Below are 24,475 nucleotides of genomic sequence, written 5' to 3' on the forward strand. Positions count from 1 at the left end.
GGGCGGATGAAAAGACGCACCAGCCTTCTCCTGATTTCCGCCGCTGCCGGCACCTCGTTGCTGAGCGCATGTTCAGCGCCTGCGCCTGCACCGACGTCCGCCTCGCCCGCTGCCTCGTCGCTGCGCGTGAGCGGCACGGTGGCCTACCGCGAGCGCATCGCGCTCGACCCCGCGGCCGAGGTCGTGGTCCAGCTGCTGGACGTGTCGCGCATGGATGCGCCTTCGGTCACGCTGGCCGAGCAGCGCATCAAGGCCAACGGCAAGCAGGTGCCCTTCGGGTACGAGCTTCAGGTCGATGCCGCGCGCATCGATCCGCGCATGCGCTACGCGGTGTCGGCGCGCATCCTGCGCGGCGAGCAGCTGCTGTTCATCAACGACACGCAGTACCCGGTGCTCACGCAGGGCAGCGGTACCACCGCCAACCTGATGCTGGTACGCGTCACGCCGTCGCCACGCTGAACGGCGCTGGAGCCGGGCGCTACGGCGTCATCAGTTCGTAGAGCACCATGCGTGTCTGCCTGCCGCGCAGCTCCACCAGTTCCTCGATGCGGCGCGTGCTGAGGCGCCCTTTCAGCCCCGCGAAGGTGTCTTCCGACATCAGCGTCTGCGTGCCCAGCTGCTTGTTGATGCCCTCGATGCGGCTTGCCACGTTGATGACGTCGCCGAACGCCGTGTACGACAACCGGTCGTTCGAGCCCAGCACCCCCGCGATCACCACGCCGGTATGGATGCCGATGCGCGTGCGGAACTCGGGCAGGCCCTGGGCGCGCCACTTGCTGTTGAGGTCGCCCATCTGCACATGCAACTGCAGCGCGGCGAGGCAGGCTCGGTACTCCGCGTCTTTCATGTCCGCGGGCGCGCCCCAGAGCACCATGATGCCGTCGCCGATGAACTTGTCGACCACGCCGCCGTAGCGTGCGAACACGCCGGTGGCGAGGTTGAAGTACTCGGTCAGCATGCCCACCAGCACGTCGATGGGCAGTGACTCCGAGATCGAAGTGAAGCCCTCCACGTCGGTGAACATCACCGTCACTCGCCGCGAAGAGCCGTTGGGCGCGAGCGCATGCCCCTCGGCGACGAGCTGGTTGATCACGTCCACCGGCACGAACTTGCTGAAGGCCTTGAGGCTGCGCGCCGAATCGTCCAGCGCCTGGTCCAGGTGCTGGATCTCCAGCACGCGGCTGGGCTCGCGCGGCAAGTTGTCCAGCTCCAGCCGGCCGATGCGGCGCGCGATGAGAGAGAGGTTCTCCACCGGCGAGGTCACCAGCTTGGAGAGCTTGAGCGACATGAAGAGCGCCAGCGCCAGGAACACCAGCGCCAGCAGGAGCCCCCAGAGCAGCGCGCGACGCAGGTCGCCCAGCACCATGTCCTCGGGCACCCAGCTCACCAGCTCCCAACCGGTGGATGGGATCAGCGAGGTCTGCACGAGGTAGCGCTTGCCGTCGAAGTCGACGGAGAAGGTCGCATCGCTGTTGCCGTCGATGGTGCCATCGGTCGCCGTGTGTTCGTGCATCTGCGTATGCAGCGCACCGAGCACGCCCGTGGGCGGCTCCAGCCGGTGCAGCACGCCCGGCGTGTCGCTGCGCGCCAGCACCTCGTGATCGGCACTCAGCAGGGCGCTGTGGCCATAGCCGTTGCTGCTGAAGAGCCGCACGAATTCCGACAGGCGACCGAGCGACACGTCGCCGGCCACCACCAGCGCCTTCGGGTTGCCTTCGGTGTAGCGGCGCTCGCTCGGCTGCGCGTAGGTCACGCCCAGCTCCTGTGCGGCCGCGAACACATAGGGCTGCGTCCATATCGGCCCCTGCATCTTGTTGGCCTGCCGGAACCAGCTGCGGGCGGTCGGGTTGTAGCTGCTGCGAAAGGACTCGATGCGCTGCGTGGCAAAGCGCTGTTGCGCATTCAGCTCCGCGCCGAGCGGCCGCTTGTACTCCCAGGTCTCGGTGGTGAACTCCGCGCCAAGCGCGATGTGCCGGACCGCGGGCACCGGATAGCGCAGCGCCATCAGCATCTGGCCGCTTTCGTTGGCCACGTACAGGCTGTCGAGCTCGGGCGATTGCTGCAGCAAGGTCCAGAGCAGTTCGGCGGTGCGCTCGGAATGTTCGCCCGCCGGGCTCAGGCTCGGCGCGCTTGCGATGGCGCCGACCACCGACTCGGCCTTCGCCAGGAAAGCGAGCACCTTGTCTTCGGTCCGATCGTGGGCGGCCCGGTGCGCGGAGGTGCCGATGTTCGACACCAACCGCTGCGAGCCCCAGTAGCCGAGCGAGACCAGCAGCAGCGACTGGGCCAGTGCGACTGCGCTGACGATGGTGCCTACGTCGACCCTGAAACGGCGCGAGCGCCGGGGTGGGGCTTCGGGCCCGGCCGGCGGCGACGGGACGCGCACGCCGGCGGATTCAAACGGCGGCTTTCCCGCCACATCCGGAGATCCGGACGAGTTCATGTTCATACAGCTCCCTGTCGACCACTCGAACACATCCGCTGCGGGTCGGCCGCGGATCGGCGCCAGGGTGGCTTGCCGTTCCGATCGTTGGGTGTCGGAAATTCTGGCGAGCGCGCCAGGCGCGACAGGGATTTTGCGCGACTTCGGCTTTTTCGTGCGTTATTGCACGGTCGTTCGCAAGCCAGGCGTTGTCATCGTGCGTCGTGGAAGATGAGGCCCACCGTGTGCCGTCGCCCCGAGCGCAGGGGGCTCACGCCGTGGCGCATCGTCACGCGGTAGGTGCCGCGCGTGCCCGCCACCGGGCGCTGGTTGACCGCGAAGATCACGGCCTCGCCCTGCGCGAGCGAGACCACTTCGGCGCGCGACTGCATGCGCGGGCGCTGCTCGGTCAGCACGAACTCGCCGCCGGTGAAGTCCTCGCCCGGCCGGCTCAGGAGCACCGTGAGCTGCAGCGGAAACTGCAGGTCGCCGTACAGGTCCTGGTGCAGGCAGTTGTAGTCGCCCTCGTCGTAGCGCAGCAGCAGCGGGGTGGGGCGCAGCTGGCCCGCCGCATGGCAGCGCGCGAGGTAGGCGGCATGGCCGGGCGGGTAGTCGGCCGGCTGGCCCATCGCGCTCGCCCAGGCATTGGCCAGCGGCGCGAGGCGTTCGTAGAGCGCGCTGCGCCACGCGGCGATGAGCGGCGGCAGCGGGTTCGCAAAGTATTGGTATTCGCCCTGGCCGAAGCCGTGGCGCTGCATGACCACGCGGCTGCGGAAATGGCCGCCTTCGTCGTACATCGCCGCGAGCTGGGCGCATTCCTTCGGCGTGAAAAGCGGGCCGGTGGTGGCGCAGCCGCGGGTGGCGAGATCGGTCTCGATGCGGGGCCAGTCGAGCGCATCGATGCGGGAAACGTGGGTCGTTGTCATGCCCGCAGTGTCTCGCCGCCGTGCGCATGGGGCTCGCCGTTTTCGGACCTGCCTTTTGCAGGACTTACTACTGAACATGGTCGAAGATGCGTTGCGTGTCTGAGCGATGGCGCGGCATGAGTTCACTCACCATCTCAAAGCGTTATCTTCTCTACATCACAAGGAGAAGATCGATGCCCGGATCTATTTTTCTGCATGGAATTGCACTTGCCAACTATCGAGGGATTGGCAGTGACGTCGTCCGAATAGGACCATTTCAGAGATTTAACTTCTTTGTGGGGCCTAATAACTCGGGTAAATCGACCGTACTGAACTTCATTTCACAGCATTTGAGTACACATGTCAGCTCGCCCCCACGAGGATCGAGAAATCAACCTGTAAGTTTGCGGCCGTTAGATAAAAACACAAAAACTAATGAGGATGTGATCATGGGCATTGGCCTTCCTATGTCGAAGGCGCGGGAGCAGCTTGAACATATTTTTAGTGAAGAGCCCCATGACTGGCACTCGCACATGAATGCCATCGAATATTTGTTGGAGTTCTTTCAGGAAGAAAATATTCTATGGTTTCAGCGTGGCGCAGATCCGAGCAAGCCGTTGGCTCCTATACCTTTAAATCGCCTCCCCTCCGTTGAAGAGATAGCAAATGCTAGTCGAGTGAATATTAAAGGATTGTGGTCAAGACTGACGAGGCAGAGTGGGGGAGGGCCAAATCTTTGGGTTGGCGAGTCAATCAATCGATTGCTTTCGTTAATTGATATCTCCCTTCCTGATGTGGCTTTAATACCGGCAATTAGGCAAATATCTGAAAGAGGGCAGGATTTTTCAGACTGGTCTGGAAAAGGGTTGATCGAAGAGCTTGCAAGGCATCAAAACCCAGATTACTCCGAGCGGTTGAAAATAGAAAAATTCGAGGCAGTGAATAGCTTTGTTAGAGTGGTGACTGCCAATTCATCGGCAAGAATTGAGATTCCGTATGATCGGCAGCACATTTTGGTTCATATGGATGACAAAGTTCTTCCTCTTCATGCGTTAGGAACAGGGATTCACGAAGTCATCATGTTGGCTGCCTTTTGCACTCTACTTGAGCAGCAAATTGTGTGCATAGAGGAGCCTGAAATTCATTTACATCCCCTGCTGCAACGACGGTTGGTGCAGTACCTTGCAGATCAAACTTCGAATCAATATTTCGTGGCAACTCACTCTGCGAGCATCATTGATGCAACCGAGGCCGCGGTGTTTCATGTATCCAATAAGTTGGCGACAACTAAAATCGAACCAGCATTAACTTCTGCAGCAAAATTTCAGGTTTGCCGGGACTTGGGATATCGAGCATCAGACATCTTGCAAACCAATGCAATTATTTGGGTCGAAGGGCCTTCGGATCGGATTTATTTGAACCATTGGATAGTTGCAATGGATTCAACACTGCGTGAAGGCACAGATTACTCAATTATGTTTTATGGAGGGCGCTTGCTAAGTCATTTAACCGCAGCGGATGATGTTGAAGTCAGTGGTAGTGAAAAAGATCTTGAAGCATTGATTGAAGTTCGCCAGTTGAACAGACATCTTTGTGTGGTAATTGATAGCGACAAATCTAGCAAAGATTCTCCAATTAATTCTACGAAGAGACGAGTTATTTCAGAGTTGCACCGACATGGCGGAATTGGTTGGATAACCGAGGGGCGAGAAATCGAAAATTATGTGGGAAAAGAAGAGATGAGTATTGCTTTGCGCGAAGTCTATGGAGAGCGTTTTGGTCGTCGCCTCAGGAATGGGCAGTTTGAGCACGTTCTTCCATTTGTGAAAGCAGATGGAAAAATACTCAAGGAAGTGGATAAGGTGGCAGTGGCTCGTGCAGCCTGCAAAAAACCAGCGAATTTGGATATCTTTGATCTAAAAATGCGCGTAGAAGAGATCGTTGCGTTCATACATGAGGCGCGTGAATAGTCAGAGGTTTTTTAAATTTTTTCGTAGAGAATTAGTTAAATTTTCTCGGCATCACATTTGCCGTGCATGTTTTAGTAGCCAATAGCGCTAATCAGAAAGCACCTAGTGAACACTTCGAAGCGACCGCCTGCCGACCAAGGCACGCACGACTGGCAACTCCCCTGGGAAGGCGGCTGCCGCTGCGGCCAGGTGCGCCTTCGCATCACGGCGCCGCCGCTGCTGTCGATGGCCTGCCACTGCACCGGCTGCCAGCGCATGAGCGCGAGCGCGTTCTCGCTGTCGCTCGCCATCCCGACGCCGGGCTTCGAAATCATCGCGGGCGAGCCCGTCCTCGGTGGCCTCCACGGCGACTCGCATCACTATTGCTGCCCGCACTGCAAGAGCTGGATGTTCACCCGCACCGAAGGCATGGACGAGTTCGTGAACATCCGGCCCACGATGCTCGACCGCCACGAATGGTTCGTGCCCTTCATCGAGACCTGGACCGACGAGAAGCTGCCCTGGGCCACGACGCCCGCGCCGCACAGCTTCGGCAAGCTGCCCGACTTCGCTGCGTTTCCAGCGTTGATTCAGGCCTTTGCGAAAGAGGGCGCGCGGCCCGCGAAGGCCTGACGCACCTTGAGGCACGCGTCGCTCAGAGCGGCGCGATCGGAATGCAGATGTCGCACTCGAACGCCATGGTCTTCTCGTCGAAAGCCATGTCGGGTGCGTAGTACTCGAAGGCGGGCCGGCTGTCGAACTGGAAGCCGCTCGCGGGCAGCCAGTCGCGCATCAGGCGCGTCCACGCATCGTTGATCTCCTCAGGCAGGCCCTGGAACTTCAGCGAGGCGTAGCGACCGCCCGGCAGCACCGTCTTCTGGAAGCCGCCGTCGGGCACGAAGTCCTCGGGCACTTCCACGCAGGCGTCGTAGCGCGCGTGCTCGGGCGCGGTGATGCTCGGGTCGTCGTGGCTGATGCCGTAGCGCGCACGCGACCACAGCTTGTGTGCGCCGATCCAGGGCGCGGCCTTCTCGGCCCAGAACTCGCCCACCGGCGCGCCGAACGGGCCGGTGTAGCGCAGGTACGCGATGGTGACGGGCGGGCGGGTGATCAGTTGAACGTTCACGGGTGGCTCCTCGTGCGCGGGATTGCGCGGCGTGGCGCCATTCTTCGTGAAGCCGTGCAGGGCGATCTGACCAGGATTGCTATCGCGCGAGGGATCGTCGCAAGGCAGCACCCAGTCGTGCGACGCGCGCCATGCGGTGGGGGAACTGCCGAAGCGCGCACGAAACGCTCGCGAGAACGCCTCGCCCGAGCCGAAGCCCACCGACACCGCCGCCTCGAGCACCGACAGGCGCGGCTGCGTCGTGAGCCGTAGCGCCGCCACCTCCACGCGGCGGCGCCGGATGTAGTCGCCCAGCGTCTCGCCGGCCCACGCCGCGAAGAGGCGATGGAAGTGGTACGCCGAGAAATGCGCCACGTCGGCCAGCGCCGCGAGCTCGAGCGCCTCGTCGAGGTGGTTGTCGATGTGCGTCAGCACCTTGTGCATGCGCCATTCGTATTCGGAGCGGCTGTCGCGCGTCATGGCGCGCATTCTCGATCAACCCCGGCGCGCCTGTTCGAGCAGCCAGTCGCTGAAGAACCTGAGCAACGGCCGCTGGTCCGCCCGCTCCGGCGTCACGAGGTAGTAGTTGCGCTCGCCCGAGAGCGGCCGCGCGCAGGCCACCACCAGTTCGCCGCGCGCGAGCTCGTCGGCCACCAGCATCGTCGGCATCAGCGCGACGCCAAGGCCGTGCGATGCCGCCGCGGCGAGGATCGAGAACAACTCGTAGCGCGGACCGCCGCGCGCGTTGGGCGCATCGATCTGCTGCGCATCGAACCACTGGCGCCAGCCGTCGGGCCGCGTGCTCTGCTGCAGCAGCGGCATCTTCGCGATGACCGCCGGCGCCACCGCCTTGCCGCGAGGGAGAAGGGAAGGGCTGCACACCGGCACCACGTCTTCATGCATCAGCAGCAGCGCGCGCGTGCCGGCCCAGTTATCGACCTGCGCGGGCGTGCCGGCATAGAGAGCCGCGTCGAACTCCGCATCGGCAAAAAGAAAGGGGCGGGTGCGCGTCTCGATGTGCACCACCACGTCGGGCTGCAGCGCGGCGAATCCCTTCAGGCGCGGCATCAGCCAGCGCGTGGCGAAGGTGGGCACCGCCGCCAGCGAGAGCGAGCCGCCTTCGCCTTGATGCGCCATGGCGTCGAGGGTGTCGCGCTCCATGGCCTCGAGCCGCTTGGTGATCTGCCGCGCATAGGCCGCGCCGCTCGCGGTGAGCGCCACGCCGTGCCGCGTGCGGCGAAAAAGGGCCACGCCCAGGAAGGCTTCGAGCGTGCCGATCTGCCGCGACACCGCGCTCTGCGTGAGCGCGAGCTCCTGCGCGGCGCGGGTATAGCTCTCGTGGCGCGCGGCGGCGTCGAAGCACACGAGGGTTTGCAGGGGTGGGATCTTGCGGCGCATGTATGCCTCGGGTGTATGTATGGAGACCGGGCCTTGCCAATGGCAGGGCTGCTCGAACATCTTGCAAGACATTCTACAAACGCATATCTGGGTGAGGATTCATCGTTTGCGCCCGCCCCCTCGCGTGGCTAGGATCGCTCCCATCCCCCTCTTTTCTCTTTTTTCCCTCTTTCCGGAGACAGCACATGGCCGCCAAAGCGCAATTCCACTGGGACGATCCCCTTCTTCTCGACCAGCAACTGACCGACGAAGAACGCATGATTCGCGACGCGGCCAATGCCTACTGCCAGGAGCGCCTGGCGCCCCGCGTCATCGAGGGCTTCCGCACCGGCGAGACCGACCCCGCCATCTTTCGCGAAATGGGCGCGCTCGGCCTGCTGGGCCCGACGATCCCCGAGCAGTACGGCGGCCCCGGCCTCAACTACGTGGCCTACGGCCTGATCGCCCGCGAAGTCGAGCGCGTCGATTCGGGCTACCGCTCGATGGCCAGCGTGCAGAGCTCGCTGGTGATGGTGCCGATCTTCGAATTCGGCACCGAAGCGCAGAAGCAGAAATACCTGCCCAAGCTCGCCACCGGCGAATGGATCGGCTGCTTCGGCCTGACCGAGCCCGACCACGGCTCGGACCCCGGCAGCATGGTCACCCGCGCCAAGAAGGTGCCGGGCGGCTACTCGCTCAGCGGCGCCAAGATGTGGATCAGCAATTCGCCCATCGCCGACGTGTTCGTCGTGTGGGCCAAGGAAGTCAGCGAAAGCGGCACGGTCGGCCCGATCCGCGGCTTCGTGCTCGAGAAGGGCATGAAGGGCCTCTCGGCCCCCGCGATCCACGGCAAGGTGGGCCTGCGCGCCAGCATCACCGGCGAAATCGTGATGGACGGCGTGTTCTGCCCCGAAGAAAACGCCTTCCCCGAAGTGCAGGGCCTCAAGGGCCCGTTCACCTGCCTGAACAGCGCCCGCTACGGCATCTCGTGGGGTGCGCTCGGCGCCGCCGAAGACTGCTGGCATCGCGCCCGCCAGTACACGCTGGACCGCAAGCAGTTCGGCCGCCCGCTCGCCGCCAACCAGCTGATCCAGAAAAAGCTGGCCGACATGCAGACCGAGATCACGCTGGGCCTGCAAGGGAGCCTGCGCCTGGGCCGCATGAAGGACGAAGGCACGGCCTCGGTCGAGATCACCTCGATCATGAAGCGCAACAACTGCGGCAAGGCCCTGGACATCGCCCGCCTGGCGCGCGACATGATGGGCGGCAACGGCATCAGCGACGAATTCGGCGTGGCCCGCCACCTGGTGAACCTGGAAGTGGTCAACACCTACGAAGGCACGCACGACATCCATGCGCTGATCCTGGGGCGCGCCATCACCGGCATCGCCGCTTTCGCGAACTAAGCAAGAACGAATGACCAGCAAGCCCGCAGCCCTGGACGGCATCAAGGTCCTGGATCTGTCCCGCGTGCTCGCGGGCCCGTGGTGCACGCAGATCCTCGCGGACCTGGGTGCCGACGTCATCAAGATCGAACGCCCGGGCGTCGGCGACGACACGCGCACCTGGGGCCCGCCGTTCATCAAGGACGCGGACGGCAACGACACCGACCAGGCCAGCTACTTCACCGCCTGCAACCGCAACAAGCGCTCGGTCACGGTCGACATGGCCACGGCCGACGGGCAGGCGCTGCTCCAGCAGATGGCGGCACAGGCCGACATCGTGGTGGAAAACTTCAAGACCGGGGGCCTCAGGCAATACGGCCTCGACCAGGAGAGCCTGCGCGCGGCCAACCCGCGCCTCATCTATTGCAGCGTGACCGGCTTCGGCCACGACGGCCCGTACGCCGAGCGCGCGGGCTACGACCTGATGATCCAGGCCATGACCGGCATGATGAGCATCACCGGCCGTCCCGACGACGTGCCCGGCGGCGGCCCGCTGCGCGTGGGCGTGGCGCTCACCGACCTCTTCACCGGCGTCTACGCGAGCACCGCCATTCTTGCGGCGCTGCAGGTGCGCGACCGCACCGGCGAAGGCCAGCACATCGACATGGCGCTGCTCGACGTGGGCATGGCCATCCTCGCCAACCAGGCGAGCGCTTTCCTCAACACCGGCAAGGCGCCGCAGCGGCAGGGCAACACGCACCCGAGCCTCGCGCCCTACCAGGACTTTCCGACGCTCGACGGCGCGATGCTGCTGGCCATCGGCAACAACGGGCAGTTCGCGCGTTTCTGCGAAGCGGCCGGCCACCCGGAATGGGCGGCCGACGCGCGCTTTGCGACCAACACGCTGCGCGTGAAGCACCGCGGCGTGCTCATTCCGATGATGGAAGAGCTCACCCGCACCCGCACCACCGCCGACTGGGTCACGTTGCTCGAAGACAAGGCCGTGCCCTGCGGCCCGATCAACGACATCGCGCAGGCCTTCGACGATGCGCAGGTCAAGGCGCGGGGCCTGGCAGTCACGCTGCCGCGCGATGCGGGCGACGGCATCGCCAGCATCACCGGCGTGGCGAGCCCGCTGCGCCTGTCGGCGACGCCACCCGTGCTGCGCCATGCGCCGCCGGCGCTCGGGCAGCACACGCGCGAGGTGCTGGCCGAGTTCGGCATCGACGCCGCGCGATTCGATGCACTGCGCTCGGCGGGCGTGGTGTAAACCGCATGTAGAAAGGACGCACGCGATGACCGACAGCACGACGCACAGCCTTCCGTTCTCGGTCCTGCGCATCGACCATGTCGTCTTGCGCGTGAAAGATGCCGAGCGCGCGATCGCCTTCTACCGCGACGTGCTGGGCTGTACGGTCGAGAAGCGCCGCGACGACCTGGGGCTCGTGCACCTGCGTGCCGGCACGAACCTCATCGACCTCGTAACGCACGATGGCCCGCTCGGCAGGCAAGGCGGTGCGCTCGCCGGCAAGGAAGGCCGCAACGTCGATCACCTGTGCCTGCGCATCGAGCCCTTCGATGAAGCGGCGATTCGCGCCTTGATGGCGCAGCACGGCGTGCCGGTGCACGGCGACGTGCAGAACAACTTCGGCGCCGAGGGCAACGGCCCGTCGATCTACATCTCCGATCCCGACGGCAACGGCGTCGAGCTCAAGGGCGCCGCCGGCTGAGAAGGTGTGAATAAACCTACTACGCGGTCCGATCTCGCACCTGCGGTCCTCACCGTACAGAGTACGGCTCCGGTCCTCGATGCAAGCTCGAACCGCTCGCTACGGTTTCTTCACACCTTCTGAGCGCCGGCCCTTCGTCCATCCCTTTTCCGAATCGCAGCGCGGCCCGCGAGGGCCGATTTGTACGCCACTGTGTCCAGCCGGCGAAGCGCACACACGCGCATGCAAAACGGCCCGGATCTCGACACATCGCAGATACAGCCCGCCGATGTAATTCATTCATCGCCACACGGCACCCCGACGTAGCGATGAATGTCCCGATAGATCACTGACTCAATCAACTTATTTTTGAAAGATACCGCCATGAAGACCACCAAGCTCCTCCTCGCCGCCGCTGTTCTCTCCGCTTTCGCCGCTGGCGCCAGCGCCGAGGAATACCAGGGCGTGCTGCAGTTCCAGTCGACCGCCAGCCGCGCCGCCGTGCGTGCCGATGCAGTCGTTGCAGCCCACAGCGCCGACCCGTACGCCGAAGGCGCATCGAGCGGCGTGCCCGTCGCCATCGCGAGCGCCACCGATCGCGCCACGGTGCGCACGCAGGCCGTGGCTGCCGCCCGTGCCGGCGACCTGTACGCCGAAGCCGCATCGGCCGGCACCGTGCCCCGCCTGTCGAGCCCGCTGGACCGCGCCACTGTTCGCGCCCAGGCCGTGGCCGTGGCGCACGGCATCGACACGCTCGGGCTGTAAGTCAATTGGCAACGTTGTGTCTCCGTGCAGAATCGGACGCGCGTCCCCAGAGGCGCGTCCGATTCACGAGGGAGATCACCGATGACCAGACACCTGTTCGCCGCGCGCATTGCCGCGCGGCTTTCCTTTGCAGCGGGCACTGCCGCACTGCTCGCCGCCTGCGGCACGCGCCAGCCAGCGCCTCCCGAGCCCCCACCGCCTGAAGCCACTGCGCGCAACAGCGTGGTCATGCCCGCCGTCACCTATGGCGCCACCGCCAAGGGCATCCAGCTGAAAAAGGAAGACGACGCGTGCGACGTCCCTGCTTCGCTCAAGCAGGCCGTGCAGGACCAGTTGCTCGAACCTTACGAATACCTTCTTGCGCCACCGATGGCCGCAAGCGCCGAGGGCGCGCCGGTTCTCAAGGTCGAGATCACCGACCTGCTGGCCAACGCAGGCGGCCTCTACGGCGGCCCGAAGATCGTGCAGCTGCGCGGCACGCTCGAGCGCAAGGGCGAGGCGCCCGCGCGCTTCACCGCCGAGCGCCAGATGTTCATCTACTTCGGCATGCCGCGCAGCACCTGCAGCATGGTCGGCGTCGTGACCTATGCGCTGGGCGAAGACATCGCCAAGTGGCTGCAGAAGCCGGTCGACGGTGCCCTGCTCGGCGAATTGGCCAGCGCTTCCAGCAAGCGCTGACAGGCGCTAGCCCGCGCGCCCGATGGTCGCAACGGCGAACACCACCACGCCAAGCGCAAGATTCAGGCTCACCAGCTTGCGCACCGTGTTCAGCCGCGCGGCCGCCACCGGCCACGCGCTCTCGTCGACCGCACGGCGCAGCGCCTTGAACACCGAGGCGCGGATGTACACATAGATGCCGGCCATCACGATGGCGATGCTCATCATCGCCTCGATGCGCCAGTGCACGCCGCGAAAACCGCCCGCCAGCAGGATCATCGACACGCCGCTCACGAACAGCAGCGTCACCGACGCGTCCACGCCAATGAAGAAGCGCCGCAGCGCCGCGGCCATCGTGCGCAAGCGCAGCGGAGGCTCCAGCGTGGCGACGGCGGCGGGGCGCACCGCGAAATGCATCGTGGCCATGCCGCCGACCCAGAAGGCGGCAGCGAGGAGGTGAAGGAAAAGCAGGATGGCGTAGGGCATGGGGGCCGATCAGAACACCGAAGGGCGCAGGCGCGCAACATCCGCGCGGTTGCGTTAAAACCCATCCTCCGCACAAAGCAGGAAAGACGAGGCCCCATGACCCGCACCATCGCCCAGAAACGCGCCGACTTCCGCACGCTCCACGAACAAGGCTGCTTCGTCATCCCCAACCCCTGGGACACGGGCAGCGCGCGCTACCTGCAGGGCCTGGGCTTCAAGGCGCTGGCCACCACGAGCTCGGGCCATGCGTGGTCGCAGGGCTTTGCCGACGGGGCGCAATCGCGCGATGCCGTGCTCGCGCACCTGCGCGACATCGTGGCGGCGACCGACCTGCCGGTGAACGCCGACTTCGAGAACGGTTTCGCATCCGACGCGCAAGGCGTGGCCGAGAGCGTGCGGCTCGCGGTCGAGACCGGCGTGGCGGGCCTGTCGATCGAGGACTCGACGGGCGATGCGGCGCATCCGCTCTTTCCCATCGATGTTGCGGTCGAGCGTCTTCGCGCCGCACGGAAGGCCATCGATGCTGCGGGCGGCGACACCTTGCTCGTGGGCCGCGCCGAGAATTTCTTCGCGGGCCGGCCCGATCTGGACGACGCCATCGCGCGGCTCAGGGCCTATGCGGAGGCTGGGGCCGACTGCCTCTATGCGCCCGGCATCAAGACGCGCGAGCAGATCGCCGCCGTGGTCGCGGCCGTGGCGCCGAAGCCTGTCAACCTCCTGGTCGGCGGAGTGAGCGAACTCACGATGAAGGACATCGCCGATCTCGGCGTGCGCCGCGTCAGCGTGGGCGGCGCGCTGGCACGCGCGGCGTGGGGCGGCTTCGATCGTGCCGCGCGCGCGCTCGCCGAACACGGACGCTTCGACGGCTTCGAGGGGGCCGCCGCGGGTGCGGATCTCAATGGGTTCTTCGGCCGTTTCTCCAGTTAGCGGGCCGCGCGGCGCCATGGACGTGCTGCTGGCGGAAGTCCGCGATTGCCGTGCCTGCGCCGCGCACCTGCCGCTCGGGCCGCATCCCGTCGTGCAGGCCAGCGCCACGGCGCGCCTGCTGCTCGTCGGCCAGGCGCCGAGCATGACGGTGCACACCACCGGCGTGCCGTGGAACGACAAGAGCGGCGAGCAATTGCGCCGCTGGCTCGGCATCGACCGCGAGGTGTTCTACGACGCCACGCGCGTCGCGCTCATGCCGATGGGTTTCTGCTATCCCGGTCGCGGCACGAGCGGCGACCTGCCGCCACGCAGGGAGTGCGCCGAACTCTGGCAAGCGCGCCTGCTCGCGGAGATGAAGCAGGTCGAGCTCACGCTGCTGATCGGCCAGTACGCGCAGCGCCACTTTCTGGGCGCGGCGCGCAAGGCCGGCGTGACCGAAACCGTCGAGGCCTTTGCGGCGTACGCGCCGCGCTTCATCCCGCTGCCGCATCCGTCGCCGCGCAACACCGGCTGGTTCAAGCATCACCCGTGGTTCGAGAGCGATGTGCTGCCGGTGCTGCGCGAGCGTGTGCGGCGGGCGCTCACGCCATCCTTCGTTCCATAGCGAAGCGAGGCGGTGCCCGGGCCGGCATCATCGAACGCATCCTTTGCAGAAAGCCGCGTTCATGAAGAAAGAAGTCATCCGTGTCGAGCCCCTGTCGACCTACCTGGAATACCTGAAGGCGCCCGCCTCGGTCGTTACGCGGCATGGCGATACGGTCTACGTGTCGGGCCTGCCGCCGCTCGACCCCGCCACCGGCCGGCCGGTCGACGCGCCGATCGAGCGGCAGACCGAGATCGTGCTCGACCAGTTGAAGCTCTGTCTGGAGACGGCCGGCTCTTCGCTCGACAACGTGCTCAAGTGCAACGTCTATTGCACATCGGTCGAGAAGTTCACAGCGGTCAATGCGATCTATGCGCGCTACTTTCCGAAGGACCCGCCCGCGCGCATCTTCGTCTGCGTGCCCGCGTGGTTCGGGCCGTTCGACATCGAGATCGACTGCATCGCTGCCTGCTGATCAGCGGGCAGGGTGCGCGGCCTTCTTGCGGGCGCCAGGCCGCCGCGGCGGTTTCGCCTCGAGCACCAGCTCGGCGGGCAGCGTGTCGTTCCACGATTCGGTGAAGTAGGCGCGGTCGCTCGGCACCAGTTGCGGCAGCGCCTCTCGCAGAAACCCCAGCGATTGTTCGGCGGCTTGCAGCTCGCCCGCATGCGCGGCATACCAGGCGTGCTCGAACAGCAGGCTGCAGTGCTGCAGGCCCGGGTAGCGTCGTCGCCCGGCCTGGTGATCGGTCAGCCGCGCCTGCGCCACGTCGACCCAGCGCGCGGGCCAGTGCGTGGCATCGAAGGCATCGGCCAGCGGCCCCGCGAGCGTGGAGATCGCTGCCGGGTCCAGCGGTTTCTGCGCGCGGAACTGCGCGAGGGTGGGTTGCTTGTCGGGCCGGCAATGGCCGCGCGCGATGCGCATCAGGTAGATCGCATTCCATGCCGAGCGCCCTTGGCCGTCGGTGTGGCCGCAGAGCCATTCGCTGAAGGCGATCCACTGCACCGCGCGGCGCGTGGTGTCGGCGTGGCCGTCGTGCGCGAGCGCGGGAAGGTCGGAGAGCCCGACGCGGTCGAACAGCCACGCGGCCATGCCCATGTTGGCGGCCACGTGCTGCGCGGCGTCGAACGAATGCGACTCGAAGGCGGCGGCCAGCGCCTCGCCGAAGCGCTGGAGCGACTCTTCGGCAAGTGCAGCGGCAGCCGGCTTGTCGTCGGCGGAAAGACCGAGTGCGCGCGAGCGGCACACCAGCGCCCAGAGGTTGCACCACTCGAAGCGCACATCGGGGTGATGCCGCAGCACCAGCCCGCGCGCGGCGTCCTCGGCCATGCCGCTCAAGAGCGACTGCGCAAGCGGCAGGTCGCGCGCGGTGTAGGCGCACCACGCCGAGACGATGCATTCCATCGAGCCCAGGTAGTCGTTGCCCGCCACGTGATGGGCAAGGCGCTGCTTCTTGAGCGCCTGCAGCCGCCGGCGCGCCTGCTCGTTGTCGCCGAGCCGGCGCCACAGCATCGCCTCGTTGAGCGTGACCAGCGCGCGCTGGAAGTCGGTGGCGGCCAGCGTGCCGGCCAGGCGGATCGACTCCAGCGCGCTGGTCGGCAGCCCGGTCGCGTTGCCCCCAACCACGGACGCCACGGACGCCACGGGCGTCATGAGCCGGCCCTGCCGCGCGGCCTGTCGCGACGCGACCAGCTGCTTCCAGAAGGCCGCGTCCTGCAGGTGCACCGCATCGGGCGGCGGGGCGCCGGGTTCCGCCGCGCGGCGCTTGCGCGCGCGCAGGCCGAGGAAGGAGGCCACTTCAGCGGCCGTGGCCGCGCGCCCGCCCACCAGCATGCGCACGCGCTTCGCCTCGGCGGCCGGCAGCCAGAACGGCCCCTGGCTGCGCCGCTCGGCGTTCAGGAAGCGGGGCTCGCGCTGCGTGTCTTCGCCCCAGCCGACCTCGATGTTCCAGGCCTTGAAGTCGCGAAACGCGCGGCTCACGACCATGCGCAGCGTGCTCGCATCGGAGACTTCGCCGCGCAGGTCGGCCAGCCGCACCAGGCCGCTTTCGGCATCGTGCGCATGCTGCATGCGCACCAGCAGCCAGAGCGACTGGAAGGCCGCGCGCTTGCCGTTGACCGACTGCGGCGAGGTGAGTTCGAGGGAGAGCGGGGCGGGCGTCTTGAGTTGGGGCACGCCCCGGATTGAACCTCAAATTCCGGGGCGAAGGCTGAAGGCCAATGTCGCTTCTTCGCTTCCTTCAGTACCTGTCGCGGTCGATCAGTTGCGGCACCTCGCTGCGCCCGATGCCCAGGTCGCGCAGGTCGTGGTCGCTCATGCCGGCCAGGTGCTGCGAATCGGCGCGACTGCGGCGGCGCTGTGCGGCGCGGCGGCGCCAGTCGTGCAGGGCATGCAACAGGCGTTGATGAAAGGTCGAGGGCTTCGGCGCTGTCACGGTGGGCTCCTTGGTGTGGAGCAGTCATCTTCCGGCGCTGCGTGCTATTGTGGAAGTTGAGATTCCTGAACCCCACAATCAGCATTCCTGATGCGACAGCTCAACCTCGACCAACTTCGAACGCTCATCGCCATCGCGGACCTCGGCACCTTTTCCGCGGCGGCCAAGGCGCTGCACCTGGCGCAACCCACGGTGAGCCTGCACATCAGCGAGCTCGAATCGCGCCTCGGTGCGCAGCTGGTGGTGCGAGGCAGCCGCACCGTCACGCCCACGGCTGCCGGCGTGGCGCTGGTGGAGCGCGGACGCAGGCTGCTGCGCGACACCGACGAGGCCATCGACGCCGTCAAGCGTCAGACCGAAGGCCGCACCGGCCGCGTGCGGCTGGGCACGTCGACCGGCGTGGTGGTCGACCTGTTGCCGCAGGTGTTCGAGGCACTGGGCACGGTGCATGCGGGCATCGACGTGGAAGTGAGCATCCTCGGCTCGACCGAGGCGATGGCGCGGCTGGCCGCCGGCACGCTGGACATCGGGCTGGTCGCGATGCCGCAGCCTCCGGTGCGCGATCTGGTCGTCACGCCATGGCGCGACCAGCCGATGATGGCCTTCGTGCCGCAGCGCTGGAAAGCGCCGAAGCGCGTGACGCCCGCATGGCTCGCGGCGCAGCCGCTGATCTTCAACGACGCCACCACCCACATGTACCGGCTCACGATGGAGTGGTTCGCCGAGGCCGGCTTCGCGCCGCGCGCGCGCATCGAGCTCAACTACGACGCGGCGATCCAGAGCCTCGTCGCCGCTGGCTATGGCGCGGCACTGCTGCCGCTGCAGCACACGGCCGACGATGCACCCGGCAAGCGCATGCAGGTGCTGCCGATCACCCCGAAGCTCACGCGCCGCCTGGGCATCGCGCACCGCTTGCCCGGCGTGATCGATGGCGCGACGCAGAGCGTGCTGAAGGTGCTGACGACGTTCCGTCAGCTCTGATTGCCGGTTTCGTTCGGAAGGCCCTCGATCGGACACTCGGCCGTGCCGATCGTGCGGCGGGTGAACGACTCCACCTGCTCGCGCGCGCCTTCGGGGTCGTTGATCCACTGCTTGTAGAAATCGAAGGGGCAAGCCGCCACGCCCTTGTCGCCGTCGCCCGAGTTGATGACGCCGGTGTAGCCGCGGTGCATGAGCTTGAAGAGGTGGTTCTGCGACTGGCCGTTCCTGCGCGCATCGCGGATGAGCCCCATCGACAGCTCGGCGTAGTTGATGCCCATCTCCTCCTCGCCGCATTCGCCCAGCGTGCGGCCGTCGAAGCCGATGAGCGCGGAGTGGCCGAAGTACGAATACACCCCGTCGAAGCCCGCCGCGTTGGCCACCGCCACGTAAGTGTTGTTCATGAAGGCCATGGCCTTGGACACCAGGATCTGCTGCTCCTTGGCCGGGTACATGTAGCCCTGGCAGCGGATGACGAGCTCGGCGCCGCGCATCGTGCAGTCGCGCCAGATCTCGGGGTAGTTGCCGTCGTCGCAGACGATGAGGCTCACCTTCATGCCCTTGGGGCCGTCGCTCACGTAGGTGCGGTCGCCCGGGTACCAGCCCTCGATGGGCACCCACGGCATGATCTTTCGGTACTTCTGGACGATCTCGCCCTCGTTGTTCATGAGGATCAGCGTGTTGTAGGGCGCCTTGTCCGGGTGCTGCTCGTGGCGCTCGCCGGTGAGCGAGAACACGCCCCACACGTTGGCGCGGCGACAGGCGTCCGCGAAGATCGCGGTCTCCTCGCCGGGCACGGTGGCGGCGGTGTCGTACATCTCCTTGGCGTCGTACATGATCCCGTGCGTGGAGTACTCGGGAAAGATCACCAGGTCCATGCCCGGCAGGCCGCGCTTCATGCCGACCAGCATTTCGCCGATCTTGCGGGCGTTGTCCAGCACCTCGGCCTTGGTGTGAAGGCGGGGCATCTTGTAGTTGACGACCGCGACGCCGACGCAATCGCTGCTGCTCGAAATATCACCATGACGCATGACGCTGCTCCTGAAGTCCTGAAGGGATGGTTGAGAAAAACAAAAAGGCCCGAGCCGGTGTTCAACCGGTTCGGGCCCTGTCTGTCTTGCGTCTTGAAATAGGTTCGTGTCGTCGGAGCCGATTGTTCTCAACTCACCGCGGGCTGCCCATACGTCATTTCGCTGATTGCGGGTTGCGGCAGGCGCGCGTTCAGCGCGGGCGGGCGAAGTCGGCCTCGATCCAGCTGGTGGCGCTGCCCGAGGTGAGCTTGAAGGCCGGCGAGACATTCACGCTCGCCAACTCGCTGTCGTCTTCGTCGTCGTGCGCGCTCAGCGTGGCCGAGGGGTTGTCCTCGTCGGGCACGATGGCCAGCGCCACGCGAATGCGCCGGCCGTCGCGCGCCGTCACGGTCACGCTCTTGTTGAGCGTGGCGTGCAGCTGCTGCTCATGGCGGCGGATCACTTCGGCGGCGGTCTTCACCAGCGTGGAAAAGGCGGGGCCGTCGAGCGGCTTGGGGTTCTTCTTGTCGCGGCCCATGGTCCAGGGGCCGACGAGCGCGGGTTCGGGGTCGCCCTGGCGGGTCATCTCGACGGCCCAGCCGTCGTCTTCCTCGTTCTTGATCACGCGGGCGGTCCAGAGGTCGTCGCGCCAGAGGCGGGCTTCCTGGAGGGGGAGGTTGTCTGTGTCGGTGGGTTCGGTCATTCGGAGGCTTGTGTTCGTGCGCGGCCTATTTTCCCCTGTGTCCCTCGCACGGGTGGACCGATGTATGCCAGCAGTCCGTCGACCAGCGCATCGAAGGCGGCGCGGCAGCGCGGGCTGTTGCGCAGGTCCTCGTGCATCGTGATCCAGGTCTCCAGCTTCATCGAGAAGGCGCGCGGCATCAGGCGCACCAGCGCGGCGTCGCGCCGGGCGAGGCCGGCCTGGCAGATGCCGATGCCCGCACCGGCGCGGATCAGCGCCAGTTGCGCGAGGTCGCTGTCGGTGCGCAGCGAGAAGGCGTCGCGGCCGTAGCCCGGGAGCGCCTTGCCTGCGTTGCGCACGAACGCCGAGGGCTGGTCGTAGCCGATGACGGCGTGCGCCGCGAGGTCGTCCAGCTTGCGCGGCGTGCCGTGGCGGGCCAGGTAGTCCTTGCGCGCGTGAAAACCCAGCTCGATCTGCCCGACGCGGCGCGCGACCAGTTGCTCCTGCTTCGGACGGACCATGCGCACGGCGATGTCGGCCTCGCGGCGCAGCAGGTCCTGCACGCGATTGGTCAGCACCAGCTCGACCTTCAGGGCCGGATGCGCCTCGCGCAGCCGCGCGACGATGGGCGGCAGCACCTCGACGCCGATCACCTCGCTGGCGGAGATGCGCACGACGCCGCGCACGCCTTCGCCCTGGCTGGTCGCGGCGCGCTCCAGAGAGGCGGCGGTGCTCTCCATCGCCTCGGCATGGCCCTCCAATGCGAGCGCCACCTCGGTGGGCATCAACCCCACCTGCGAACGCGTGAACAGCACCACGCCGAGCGCCGATTCGAGCGCGGCGACATGGCGGCCGACCGTCGGCTGGGTGATGCCCAGCGCACGCGCCGCGCCGGAGAGCGAGCCCTCCCGCAAGACGCCGAGGAACGAGCGGTAGAGCTCCCAGCCGATGTTCGAAGTCATACGCAAATGTATAGCTGCTGGCTCATGTTCGGCAATTCCAATGGAGCGAGCATCGACCCAGAATCGAGCCATCGACAACGTTCCTGGAGCATTTCATGGCACACGACAACACGGTTCTGGTTCTCGGCGCGACGGGCGGCATCGGCGGCGAAGTGGCGCGGCAGCTCCGCCTGGCGGGATGGACGGTGCGGGCGCTCCGGCGCGGCATGACGCAACCCGTGCTGCAAGAAGACGGCATCACCTGGCTCAGCGGCGATGCGATGGACCGGCAGGCCGTCATGGACGCCGCGAAGGGCTGTTCGGTCATCGTGCATGCGGTCAACCCGCCCGGCTACCGCAACTGGGCGCAGCTGGTGCTGCCGATGCTCGACAACACCATCGCCGCCGCAAAGGCCGAAGGCGCGACCATCGTGCTGCCCGGCACGGTCTACAACTACGGCCCCGACGCGTTTTCCCGCACGATCGGCGAAGACGCACCGCAGCACCCCGCCACCCGCAAGGGCGCCATCCGCGTCGAACTGGAGCAGCGCCTCGAAGCAGCCAGCCGCAACGGTGCCCGCGTGCTGATCGTGCGTGCCGGCGACTTCTTCGGCCCGAAGGCCGGCAACAACTGGTTCTCGCAGGGGCTCGTGAAGGCTGGGCTGCCGGTCAAGGCGGTGAGCTATCCCGGCCGCGTTGGCGTGGGCCACCAGTGGTCCTACCTGCCGGACGTCGCCCGCACCATGGTCGCCTTGCTGGCGCGGCGCGACAGGCTCGAACCCTTTGCGCGCTTCCACATGGCCGGGCATCGCGACACCGACGGCACGCAGATGAGCGGTGCCATCCGCCACGTGGTGGCGCGCCGCACGGGCAGCACGCCGCGCGTGACGGCCTTCCCGTGGTGGCTGCTGATGCTGGCTTCGCCCTTCGTCACCACCTTGCGCGAAATGCGCGAGATGCGCTACCTGTGGCAGACCCCGGTGCTCATGGACAACGCGAAGCTGGTGGCCTTCCTCGGGCACGAACCGCACACGCCGCTGGAAGAAGCGGTCGAGGCCTCGCTGGAAGGCATGGGGTGCCTGGGCACCGCGCCGGCAGCAGTGGCCGCCTGACCAACCGTTCGGGCTGAGCCTGTCGAAGCGCTTGCGCGGCGCTTCGACAGGCTCAGCGTGAACGGGCTTGCTGCTTCTGGAACGCGGCTTCGGTCAGAAGACCGAGAGCCCCGTGCGCGTCACGAACAGCTCCAGTGCCTTCATGCCGAGCAGCGAGTTGCCGGTGCTGTCCAGTGCCGGCGACCAGACGCAGAGCGTGAGCTTGTCGGGCACGACCGCCACGATGCCGCCGCCCACGCCGCTCTTGCAGGGCAGGCCGATGGAGAACGCGACGTCGCCCGCGGCGTCGTAGGTGCCGCAGGTCAGCATCAGCGCGTTGATGCGCCGCGTCTGGCGCTCGCCGGTGATCTCGGGTTCGCCATCGATCGGATGCGCGCCGTCGCGGCACAGGAACGCCGCGGCGCGTGCGAGCTGGCGGCAACTCATCCGCAGCGAGCATTGGTGAAAGTAGGTGTCGAGCACCGTGCCGACGTTGTTGTCGATCTTGCCGAAGCTCTTCATGAAGTTCGCGAGCGCGACATTCCGGAAGCCCGTGTCTGCTTCGGACTTCGCCACCTCTTCGTCGAACGCAATCGGCTCCCCGCACAGGCCGCTCATCAGCGAGAGGATGTCCGCTTTCGCACTGCCGCCATTGGCTGCCGCCTGGCTCACCAGCCGGTCCGCCACTGCAATTGCGCCCGCATTGATGAACGGATTGCGCGGCTTGCCCTGTTCGTTTTCCAGCTGCACCAGCGAGTTGAACGGGTTGCCCGAGGGCTCGCGTCCGATGCGCTCCCACAGCGTGTCGCCCATGCGCTGCATCGCGAGCGTCAGCGTGAAGAGCTTGGAGACGCTCTGGATCGAGAACGGCACTTCGCCGTCGCCCGCGTACGCTTCTTCGCCACCGCAGGTGCGCAACGCGATGCCGAACTGCCGCGCATCGACACGGGCGAGCGCGGGGATGTAGCTGGCCACGGTGCCGCCCTGGCCGAGTTGCGGGCGCAGGGTGGCGACGATGTCGTCCAGGACGTGCTGGAAATTCATGACGGCCGCGCTCATGCGGTGCGCTGCGCCGCGGGGCGCCGGTTCACCAGCACGATGCCGAGTGCGACGCCCGCGAGCGCCACCATCAGCTGCAGCGTCAGCGGCTCCTTCAGCAGCACCACGCCGAACACCAGTGCGAAGAGCGGCGTGAGAAAGGTGAAGGACGACATCTGCGTCGCCGGGTAGTGCCGCAGCAGCCACATCCAGGTGAGGTAGCTCGCGAACGCGCCGATCACCGTTTGCAGGCCGATCGAGGTCCAGGCCCAGGTCGAGTACGAGAAACGCCAGGTCTCGCCGAGCGCGAGCGACAGCAGCGGGCACACCGCCGCGGTTACCGCCACCTGGTAGAAGAGCGTTTTTTCCGCGCTGGCCGTGGCGAGCTTGGTGGTGCGCAGCGTCAGCGTGGTCAGGCCCCAGAGCATGCCGGCGGCGAGGCCCATCGCATCGCCGATGAGTTGCGACGAGCTCATGTGGCTGAAGCCTTCGCTGAACGCAAGCACCACGCCCGAGAACGCGATGAAGAGCCCGAGCCACTGGAAGCCGCGCAGGCGTTCCGCGGGCACCCAGCGCGGCAGCAGCAACGAGACCCAGAACGGCGCGGTGTACAGGAACACGGTGAGCCGCGAGGCGCTGGTGTGCTGCAGGCCGAGGTAGATGCCGGCGAACTCGCCCGCGAAGAGCGCCCCGGCGAGCAGGCCGGGCCACAGCGTGCCGTCGCGGTTGAACAGCGGCACGCCGCGCGAGGCGCACCACAGCCACAGCAGCACGGTGGCGCCGATCATGCGGATCGAGGCCTGCCACATCGGCGGCACTTCGGTCACGGTCGTCTTGATGAGGATCTGCTGGAGGCCCCAGAACGCGCAGCACGCGATGAGAAGGCCGATGGCGAGGGAGTCGAGATGGGTCTTGCGCTGGATCATTCGGGGTCAGTCACATTCGATCACGGTCGGTAAGGGCGGAACTGCCGCCGAATTCATCCGATGATCGTACTGCGCCAACTTCCTGGCCCTTGTGGGGTCACTGCGCGAAGGCGTCCAGCGCCGGCAGCGGCGCCTGCCGCTCGAAGCGCCGCTCGATCGCCAGCAGCGCGGTCTCCAGGAACTGCAGGAACATGCCCATGGCCACCGCCGTGGTCTGGCCCGCGCGCTGGTAGAGGCAGCTGAACGAGCGCGCGCCCGCGTCGGCCAGCCCGGTCCACACGAGCGTGCCGCGTTCCACGTCCTCGGCCACGTTCTCCGGAATGAGAAAGCCGATGCCCGTGCCACCGGCCACCAGGCGGCGCACCATCGCGACCGAGCTGGTCTCCACCAGCGGGCGCACCTTGCGGTGCTCGCGGTGATCGATCTGGTCGACCATCGCGCGCAGCTCGGTGTCGGGCGTCATGAGGATCAGCGGATGGTCCAGGCAGTCGCGCAGCCGCGGCAGCTTGCCCAGCGCCGCCAGCGGATGGCCCGGCGGCGTGACCAGGCCCAGGTGCTGCGGGAACGCGCGGATTTCCTCCACGCCGGGCGGCGGCTTGCGGCGCAGGCAGAAGCCGATGTCCGATTCGCCGTTGGCCACCCACTTCAGGATGTTCTCGCCGCTGCCCGACCGCACGCTGTAGGTCACGCCGGGGTAGTTCTTCATGGCCGCCTCGATGACCTCGGGCACCAGCTGCTCGGCCGACGAATGCGACACCGCGAGGTTGATGTGCCCGCGGCGCAGCGAGCGCAGGTCTTCTACCTGGGCCATGGCGTTGTCGAAGTCGCGCTGCCCGCGCCGCACGGCCGCCACCATGATCTCGCCCGCCGTGGTCAGCTGCATGCCGCGCGGTAGCCGGTCGAACAGCGGCGTGCCCACCTGCTCCTCGAGGTTGAGCACCTGCTGGTGCACGGCGGCGGCCGTGAGGTGCAGCGCCTCGGCGGCCTTGCGCACCGAGCCGCGGCGGGCCACTTCGTCGAAACAGCGGAAGGTCTGGGAGATGGCGCGCATGGTGCCGCGAAGTGTACGAATTTTCTATACGCACCGTACGAAACAAACAGATTTTC

The 24,475-nt window shown here is 66.4% G+C and carries 26 protein-coding genes; 13 read left to right on the top strand and 13 right to left on the bottom strand.

From position 1 onward, the window contains the following. The first annotated feature begins 6 nt into the window (after window positions 1-6). On the top strand, window positions 7-459 hold the full coding sequence (locus J2W23_RS18520) for a YbaY family lipoprotein (protein WP_307649748.1): 453 nt from the start codon (window positions 7-9) through the stop codon (window positions 457-459). 19 nt (window positions 460-478) lie between these two features. Here J2W23_RS18520 and J2W23_RS18525 read toward each other — a convergent pair whose 3' ends face one another. Together J2W23_RS18525 and J2W23_RS18530 are read right to left on the bottom strand one after the other, a co-directional pair. Further along, window positions 479-2,449 carry an adenylate/guanylate cyclase domain-containing protein gene (locus tag J2W23_RS18525; protein ID WP_307649749.1) on the bottom strand — a complete coding sequence of 657 codons (1,971 nt, stop codon included), beginning with the start codon at window positions 2,447-2,449 and terminating at the stop codon, window positions 479-481. Window positions 2,450-2,634: 185 nt separating this feature from the next. Beyond that, window positions 2,635-3,348 (bottom strand): 2OG-Fe(II) oxygenase, encoded by a 714-nt coding sequence (locus tag J2W23_RS18530; RefSeq protein ID WP_307649750.1) that lies wholly within the window; start codon window positions 3,346-3,348, stop codon window positions 2,635-2,637. 116 nt (window positions 3,349-3,464) lie between these two features. Between J2W23_RS18530 and J2W23_RS18535 the strand changes: the two genes are divergently transcribed. Both J2W23_RS18535 and J2W23_RS18540 read left to right on the top strand, forming a co-directional pair. After that, window positions 3,465-5,297, top strand: coding sequence for an AAA family ATPase (locus J2W23_RS18535; protein WP_307649751.1), 1,833 nt, complete (start codon window positions 3,465-3,467; stop codon window positions 5,295-5,297). Between the two features lie 105 nt (window positions 5,298-5,402). Continuing rightward, window positions 5,403-5,909 (top strand): GFA family protein, encoded by a 507-nt coding sequence (locus J2W23_RS18540; protein WP_307649752.1) that lies wholly within the window; start codon window positions 5,403-5,405, stop codon window positions 5,907-5,909. Window positions 5,910-5,931: 22 nt separating this feature from the next. Here the strand turns inward: J2W23_RS18540 and J2W23_RS18545 are convergent, their stop codons facing one another. Together J2W23_RS18545 and J2W23_RS18550 are read right to left on the bottom strand one after the other, a co-directional pair. After that, the gene (locus J2W23_RS18545; RefSeq protein ID WP_307649753.1) at window positions 5,932-6,861 is read right to left on the bottom strand and encodes an AraC family transcriptional regulator; all 930 of its coding nucleotides are present in this window, start codon (window positions 6,859-6,861) and stop codon (window positions 5,932-5,934) included. A gap of 15 nt (window positions 6,862-6,876) precedes the next feature. Further along, the gene (locus J2W23_RS18550; RefSeq protein WP_307649754.1) at window positions 6,877-7,779 is read right to left on the bottom strand and encodes a LysR substrate-binding domain-containing protein; all 903 of its coding nucleotides are present in this window, start codon (window positions 7,777-7,779) and stop codon (window positions 6,877-6,879) included. A gap of 185 nt (window positions 7,780-7,964) precedes the next feature. Between J2W23_RS18550 and J2W23_RS18555 the strand changes: the two genes are divergently transcribed. The 5 genes from J2W23_RS18555 to J2W23_RS18575 all read left to right on the top strand — a co-directional run bounded on the left by J2W23_RS18555 (window position 7,965) and on the right by J2W23_RS18575 (window position 12,295). After that, window positions 7,965-9,164 carry an acyl-CoA dehydrogenase gene (locus J2W23_RS18555; protein WP_093241960.1) on the top strand — a complete coding sequence of 400 codons (1,200 nt, stop codon included), beginning with the start codon at window positions 7,965-7,967 and terminating at the stop codon, window positions 9,162-9,164. A gap of 10 nt (window positions 9,165-9,174) precedes the next feature. Beyond that, the gene (locus J2W23_RS18560) at window positions 9,175-10,413 is read left to right on the top strand and encodes a CaiB/BaiF CoA transferase family protein (RefSeq protein WP_307649755.1); all 1,239 of its coding nucleotides are present in this window, start codon (window positions 9,175-9,177) and stop codon (window positions 10,411-10,413) included. Window positions 10,414-10,438: 25 nt separating this feature from the next. After that, window positions 10,439-10,873 (top strand): VOC family protein, encoded by a 435-nt coding sequence (locus tag J2W23_RS18565; protein WP_176661007.1) that lies wholly within the window; start codon window positions 10,439-10,441, stop codon window positions 10,871-10,873. A gap of 363 nt (window positions 10,874-11,236) precedes the next feature. Beyond that, window positions 11,237-11,617, top strand: a complete 381-nt coding sequence (locus J2W23_RS18570; RefSeq protein WP_307649756.1) for a helicase SNF2 — start codon at window positions 11,237-11,239, stop codon at window positions 11,615-11,617. Window positions 11,618-11,698: 81 nt separating this feature from the next. Beyond that, a complete protein-coding gene (locus tag J2W23_RS18575; RefSeq protein ID WP_307649757.1) occupies window positions 11,699-12,295 on the top strand; it encodes a hypothetical protein in 597 nt (198 codons plus the stop codon). Window positions 12,296-12,301: 6 nt separating this feature from the next. On the opposite strand, the gene J2W23_RS18580 is transcribed toward J2W23_RS18575, so the two are convergent. Continuing rightward, entirely contained in the window at window positions 12,302-12,760 is a 459-nt protein-coding gene (locus J2W23_RS18580; protein WP_176661004.1) for a CopD family protein, read from the bottom strand. A 96-nt stretch (window positions 12,761-12,856) separates the two neighbouring features. Between J2W23_RS18580 and J2W23_RS18585 the strand changes: the two genes are divergently transcribed. From J2W23_RS18585 to J2W23_RS18595, 3 genes are all read left to right on the top strand, one after another. Beyond that, window positions 12,857-13,687, top strand: a complete 831-nt coding sequence (locus J2W23_RS18585) for an isocitrate lyase/PEP mutase family protein (protein ID WP_176661003.1) — start codon at window positions 12,857-12,859, stop codon at window positions 13,685-13,687. 16 nt (window positions 13,688-13,703) lie between these two features. After that, a complete protein-coding gene (locus tag J2W23_RS18590) occupies window positions 13,704-14,291 on the top strand; it encodes a uracil-DNA glycosylase family protein (protein WP_307649759.1) in 588 nt (195 codons plus the stop codon). Between the two features lie 61 nt (window positions 14,292-14,352). Beyond that, window positions 14,353-14,745, top strand: coding sequence for a RidA family protein (locus J2W23_RS18595; RefSeq protein WP_307649760.1), 393 nt, complete (start codon window positions 14,353-14,355; stop codon window positions 14,743-14,745). On the opposite strand, the gene J2W23_RS18600 is transcribed toward J2W23_RS18595, so the two are convergent. Further along, window positions 14,746-16,443 (bottom strand): hypothetical protein, encoded by a 1,698-nt coding sequence (locus tag J2W23_RS18600; protein ID WP_307649761.1) that lies wholly within the window; start codon window positions 16,441-16,443, stop codon window positions 14,746-14,748. It abuts the gene before it with no gap. Between the two features lie 64 nt (window positions 16,444-16,507). Continuing rightward, complete coding sequence (locus J2W23_RS18605; protein ID WP_307649762.1) at window positions 16,508-16,702, bottom strand: DUF1127 domain-containing protein; 195 nt, start codon at window positions 16,700-16,702, stop codon at window positions 16,508-16,510. 90 nt (window positions 16,703-16,792) lie between these two features. Here J2W23_RS18605 and J2W23_RS18610 point away from each other — a divergent pair, with 90 nt between their 5' ends. Next, on the top strand, window positions 16,793-17,683 hold the full coding sequence (locus J2W23_RS18610) for a LysR family transcriptional regulator (protein ID WP_307649763.1): 891 nt from the start codon (window positions 16,793-16,795) through the stop codon (window positions 17,681-17,683). Here the strand turns inward: J2W23_RS18610 and J2W23_RS18615 are convergent. The 3 genes from J2W23_RS18615 to J2W23_RS18625 all read right to left on the bottom strand — a co-directional run bounded on the left by J2W23_RS18615 (window position 17,674) and on the right by J2W23_RS18625 (window position 20,334). Further along, the gene (locus tag J2W23_RS18615) at window positions 17,674-18,711 is read right to left on the bottom strand and encodes an aliphatic amidase (RefSeq protein WP_307649764.1); all 1,038 of its coding nucleotides are present in this window, start codon (window positions 18,709-18,711) and stop codon (window positions 17,674-17,676) included. The two genes, J2W23_RS18610 and J2W23_RS18615, sit on opposite strands and share 10 nt — an antisense overlap. Before the next feature lie 190 nt (window positions 18,712-18,901). Beyond that, window positions 18,902-19,393, bottom strand: a complete 492-nt coding sequence (locus J2W23_RS18620) for a hypothetical protein (protein ID WP_307649765.1) — start codon at window positions 19,391-19,393, stop codon at window positions 18,902-18,904. Continuing rightward, the gene (locus tag J2W23_RS18625) at window positions 19,390-20,334 is read right to left on the bottom strand and encodes a LysR family transcriptional regulator (protein ID WP_307649766.1); all 945 of its coding nucleotides are present in this window, start codon (window positions 20,332-20,334) and stop codon (window positions 19,390-19,392) included. Before J2W23_RS18625 ends, J2W23_RS18620 begins: the two co-directional genes overlap by 4 nt. Before the next feature lie 95 nt (window positions 20,335-20,429). On the opposite strand from J2W23_RS18625, the gene J2W23_RS18630 reads away from it, so the two are divergent. Then, window positions 20,430-21,425, top strand: coding sequence for an NAD-dependent epimerase/dehydratase family protein (locus tag J2W23_RS18630; protein ID WP_307649767.1), 996 nt, complete (start codon window positions 20,430-20,432; stop codon window positions 21,423-21,425). Between the two features lie 93 nt (window positions 21,426-21,518). On the opposite strand, the gene J2W23_RS18635 is transcribed toward J2W23_RS18630, so the two are convergent. The 3 genes from J2W23_RS18635 to J2W23_RS18645 form a co-directional block, all read right to left on the bottom strand. Further along, window positions 21,519-22,463, bottom strand: coding sequence for a glutaminase (locus J2W23_RS18635; protein ID WP_307649768.1), 945 nt, complete (start codon window positions 22,461-22,463; stop codon window positions 21,519-21,521). Then, window positions 22,460-23,368, bottom strand: coding sequence for a DMT family transporter (locus J2W23_RS18640; RefSeq protein WP_307649769.1), 909 nt, complete (start codon window positions 23,366-23,368; stop codon window positions 22,460-22,462). Before J2W23_RS18640 ends, J2W23_RS18635 begins: the two co-directional genes overlap by 4 nt. Before the next feature lie 97 nt (window positions 23,369-23,465). After that, a complete protein-coding gene (locus J2W23_RS18645) occupies window positions 23,466-24,419 on the bottom strand; it encodes a LysR family transcriptional regulator (protein WP_307649770.1) in 954 nt (317 codons plus the stop codon). Window positions 24,420-24,475 lie beyond the last annotated feature (56 nt).

It is taken from the genome of Variovorax boronicumulans, assembly GCF_030812215.1.
In the GTDB taxonomy this organism is placed as follows: Bacteria; Pseudomonadota; Gammaproteobacteria; order Burkholderiales; family Burkholderiaceae_C; genus Variovorax; species Variovorax boronicumulans_C.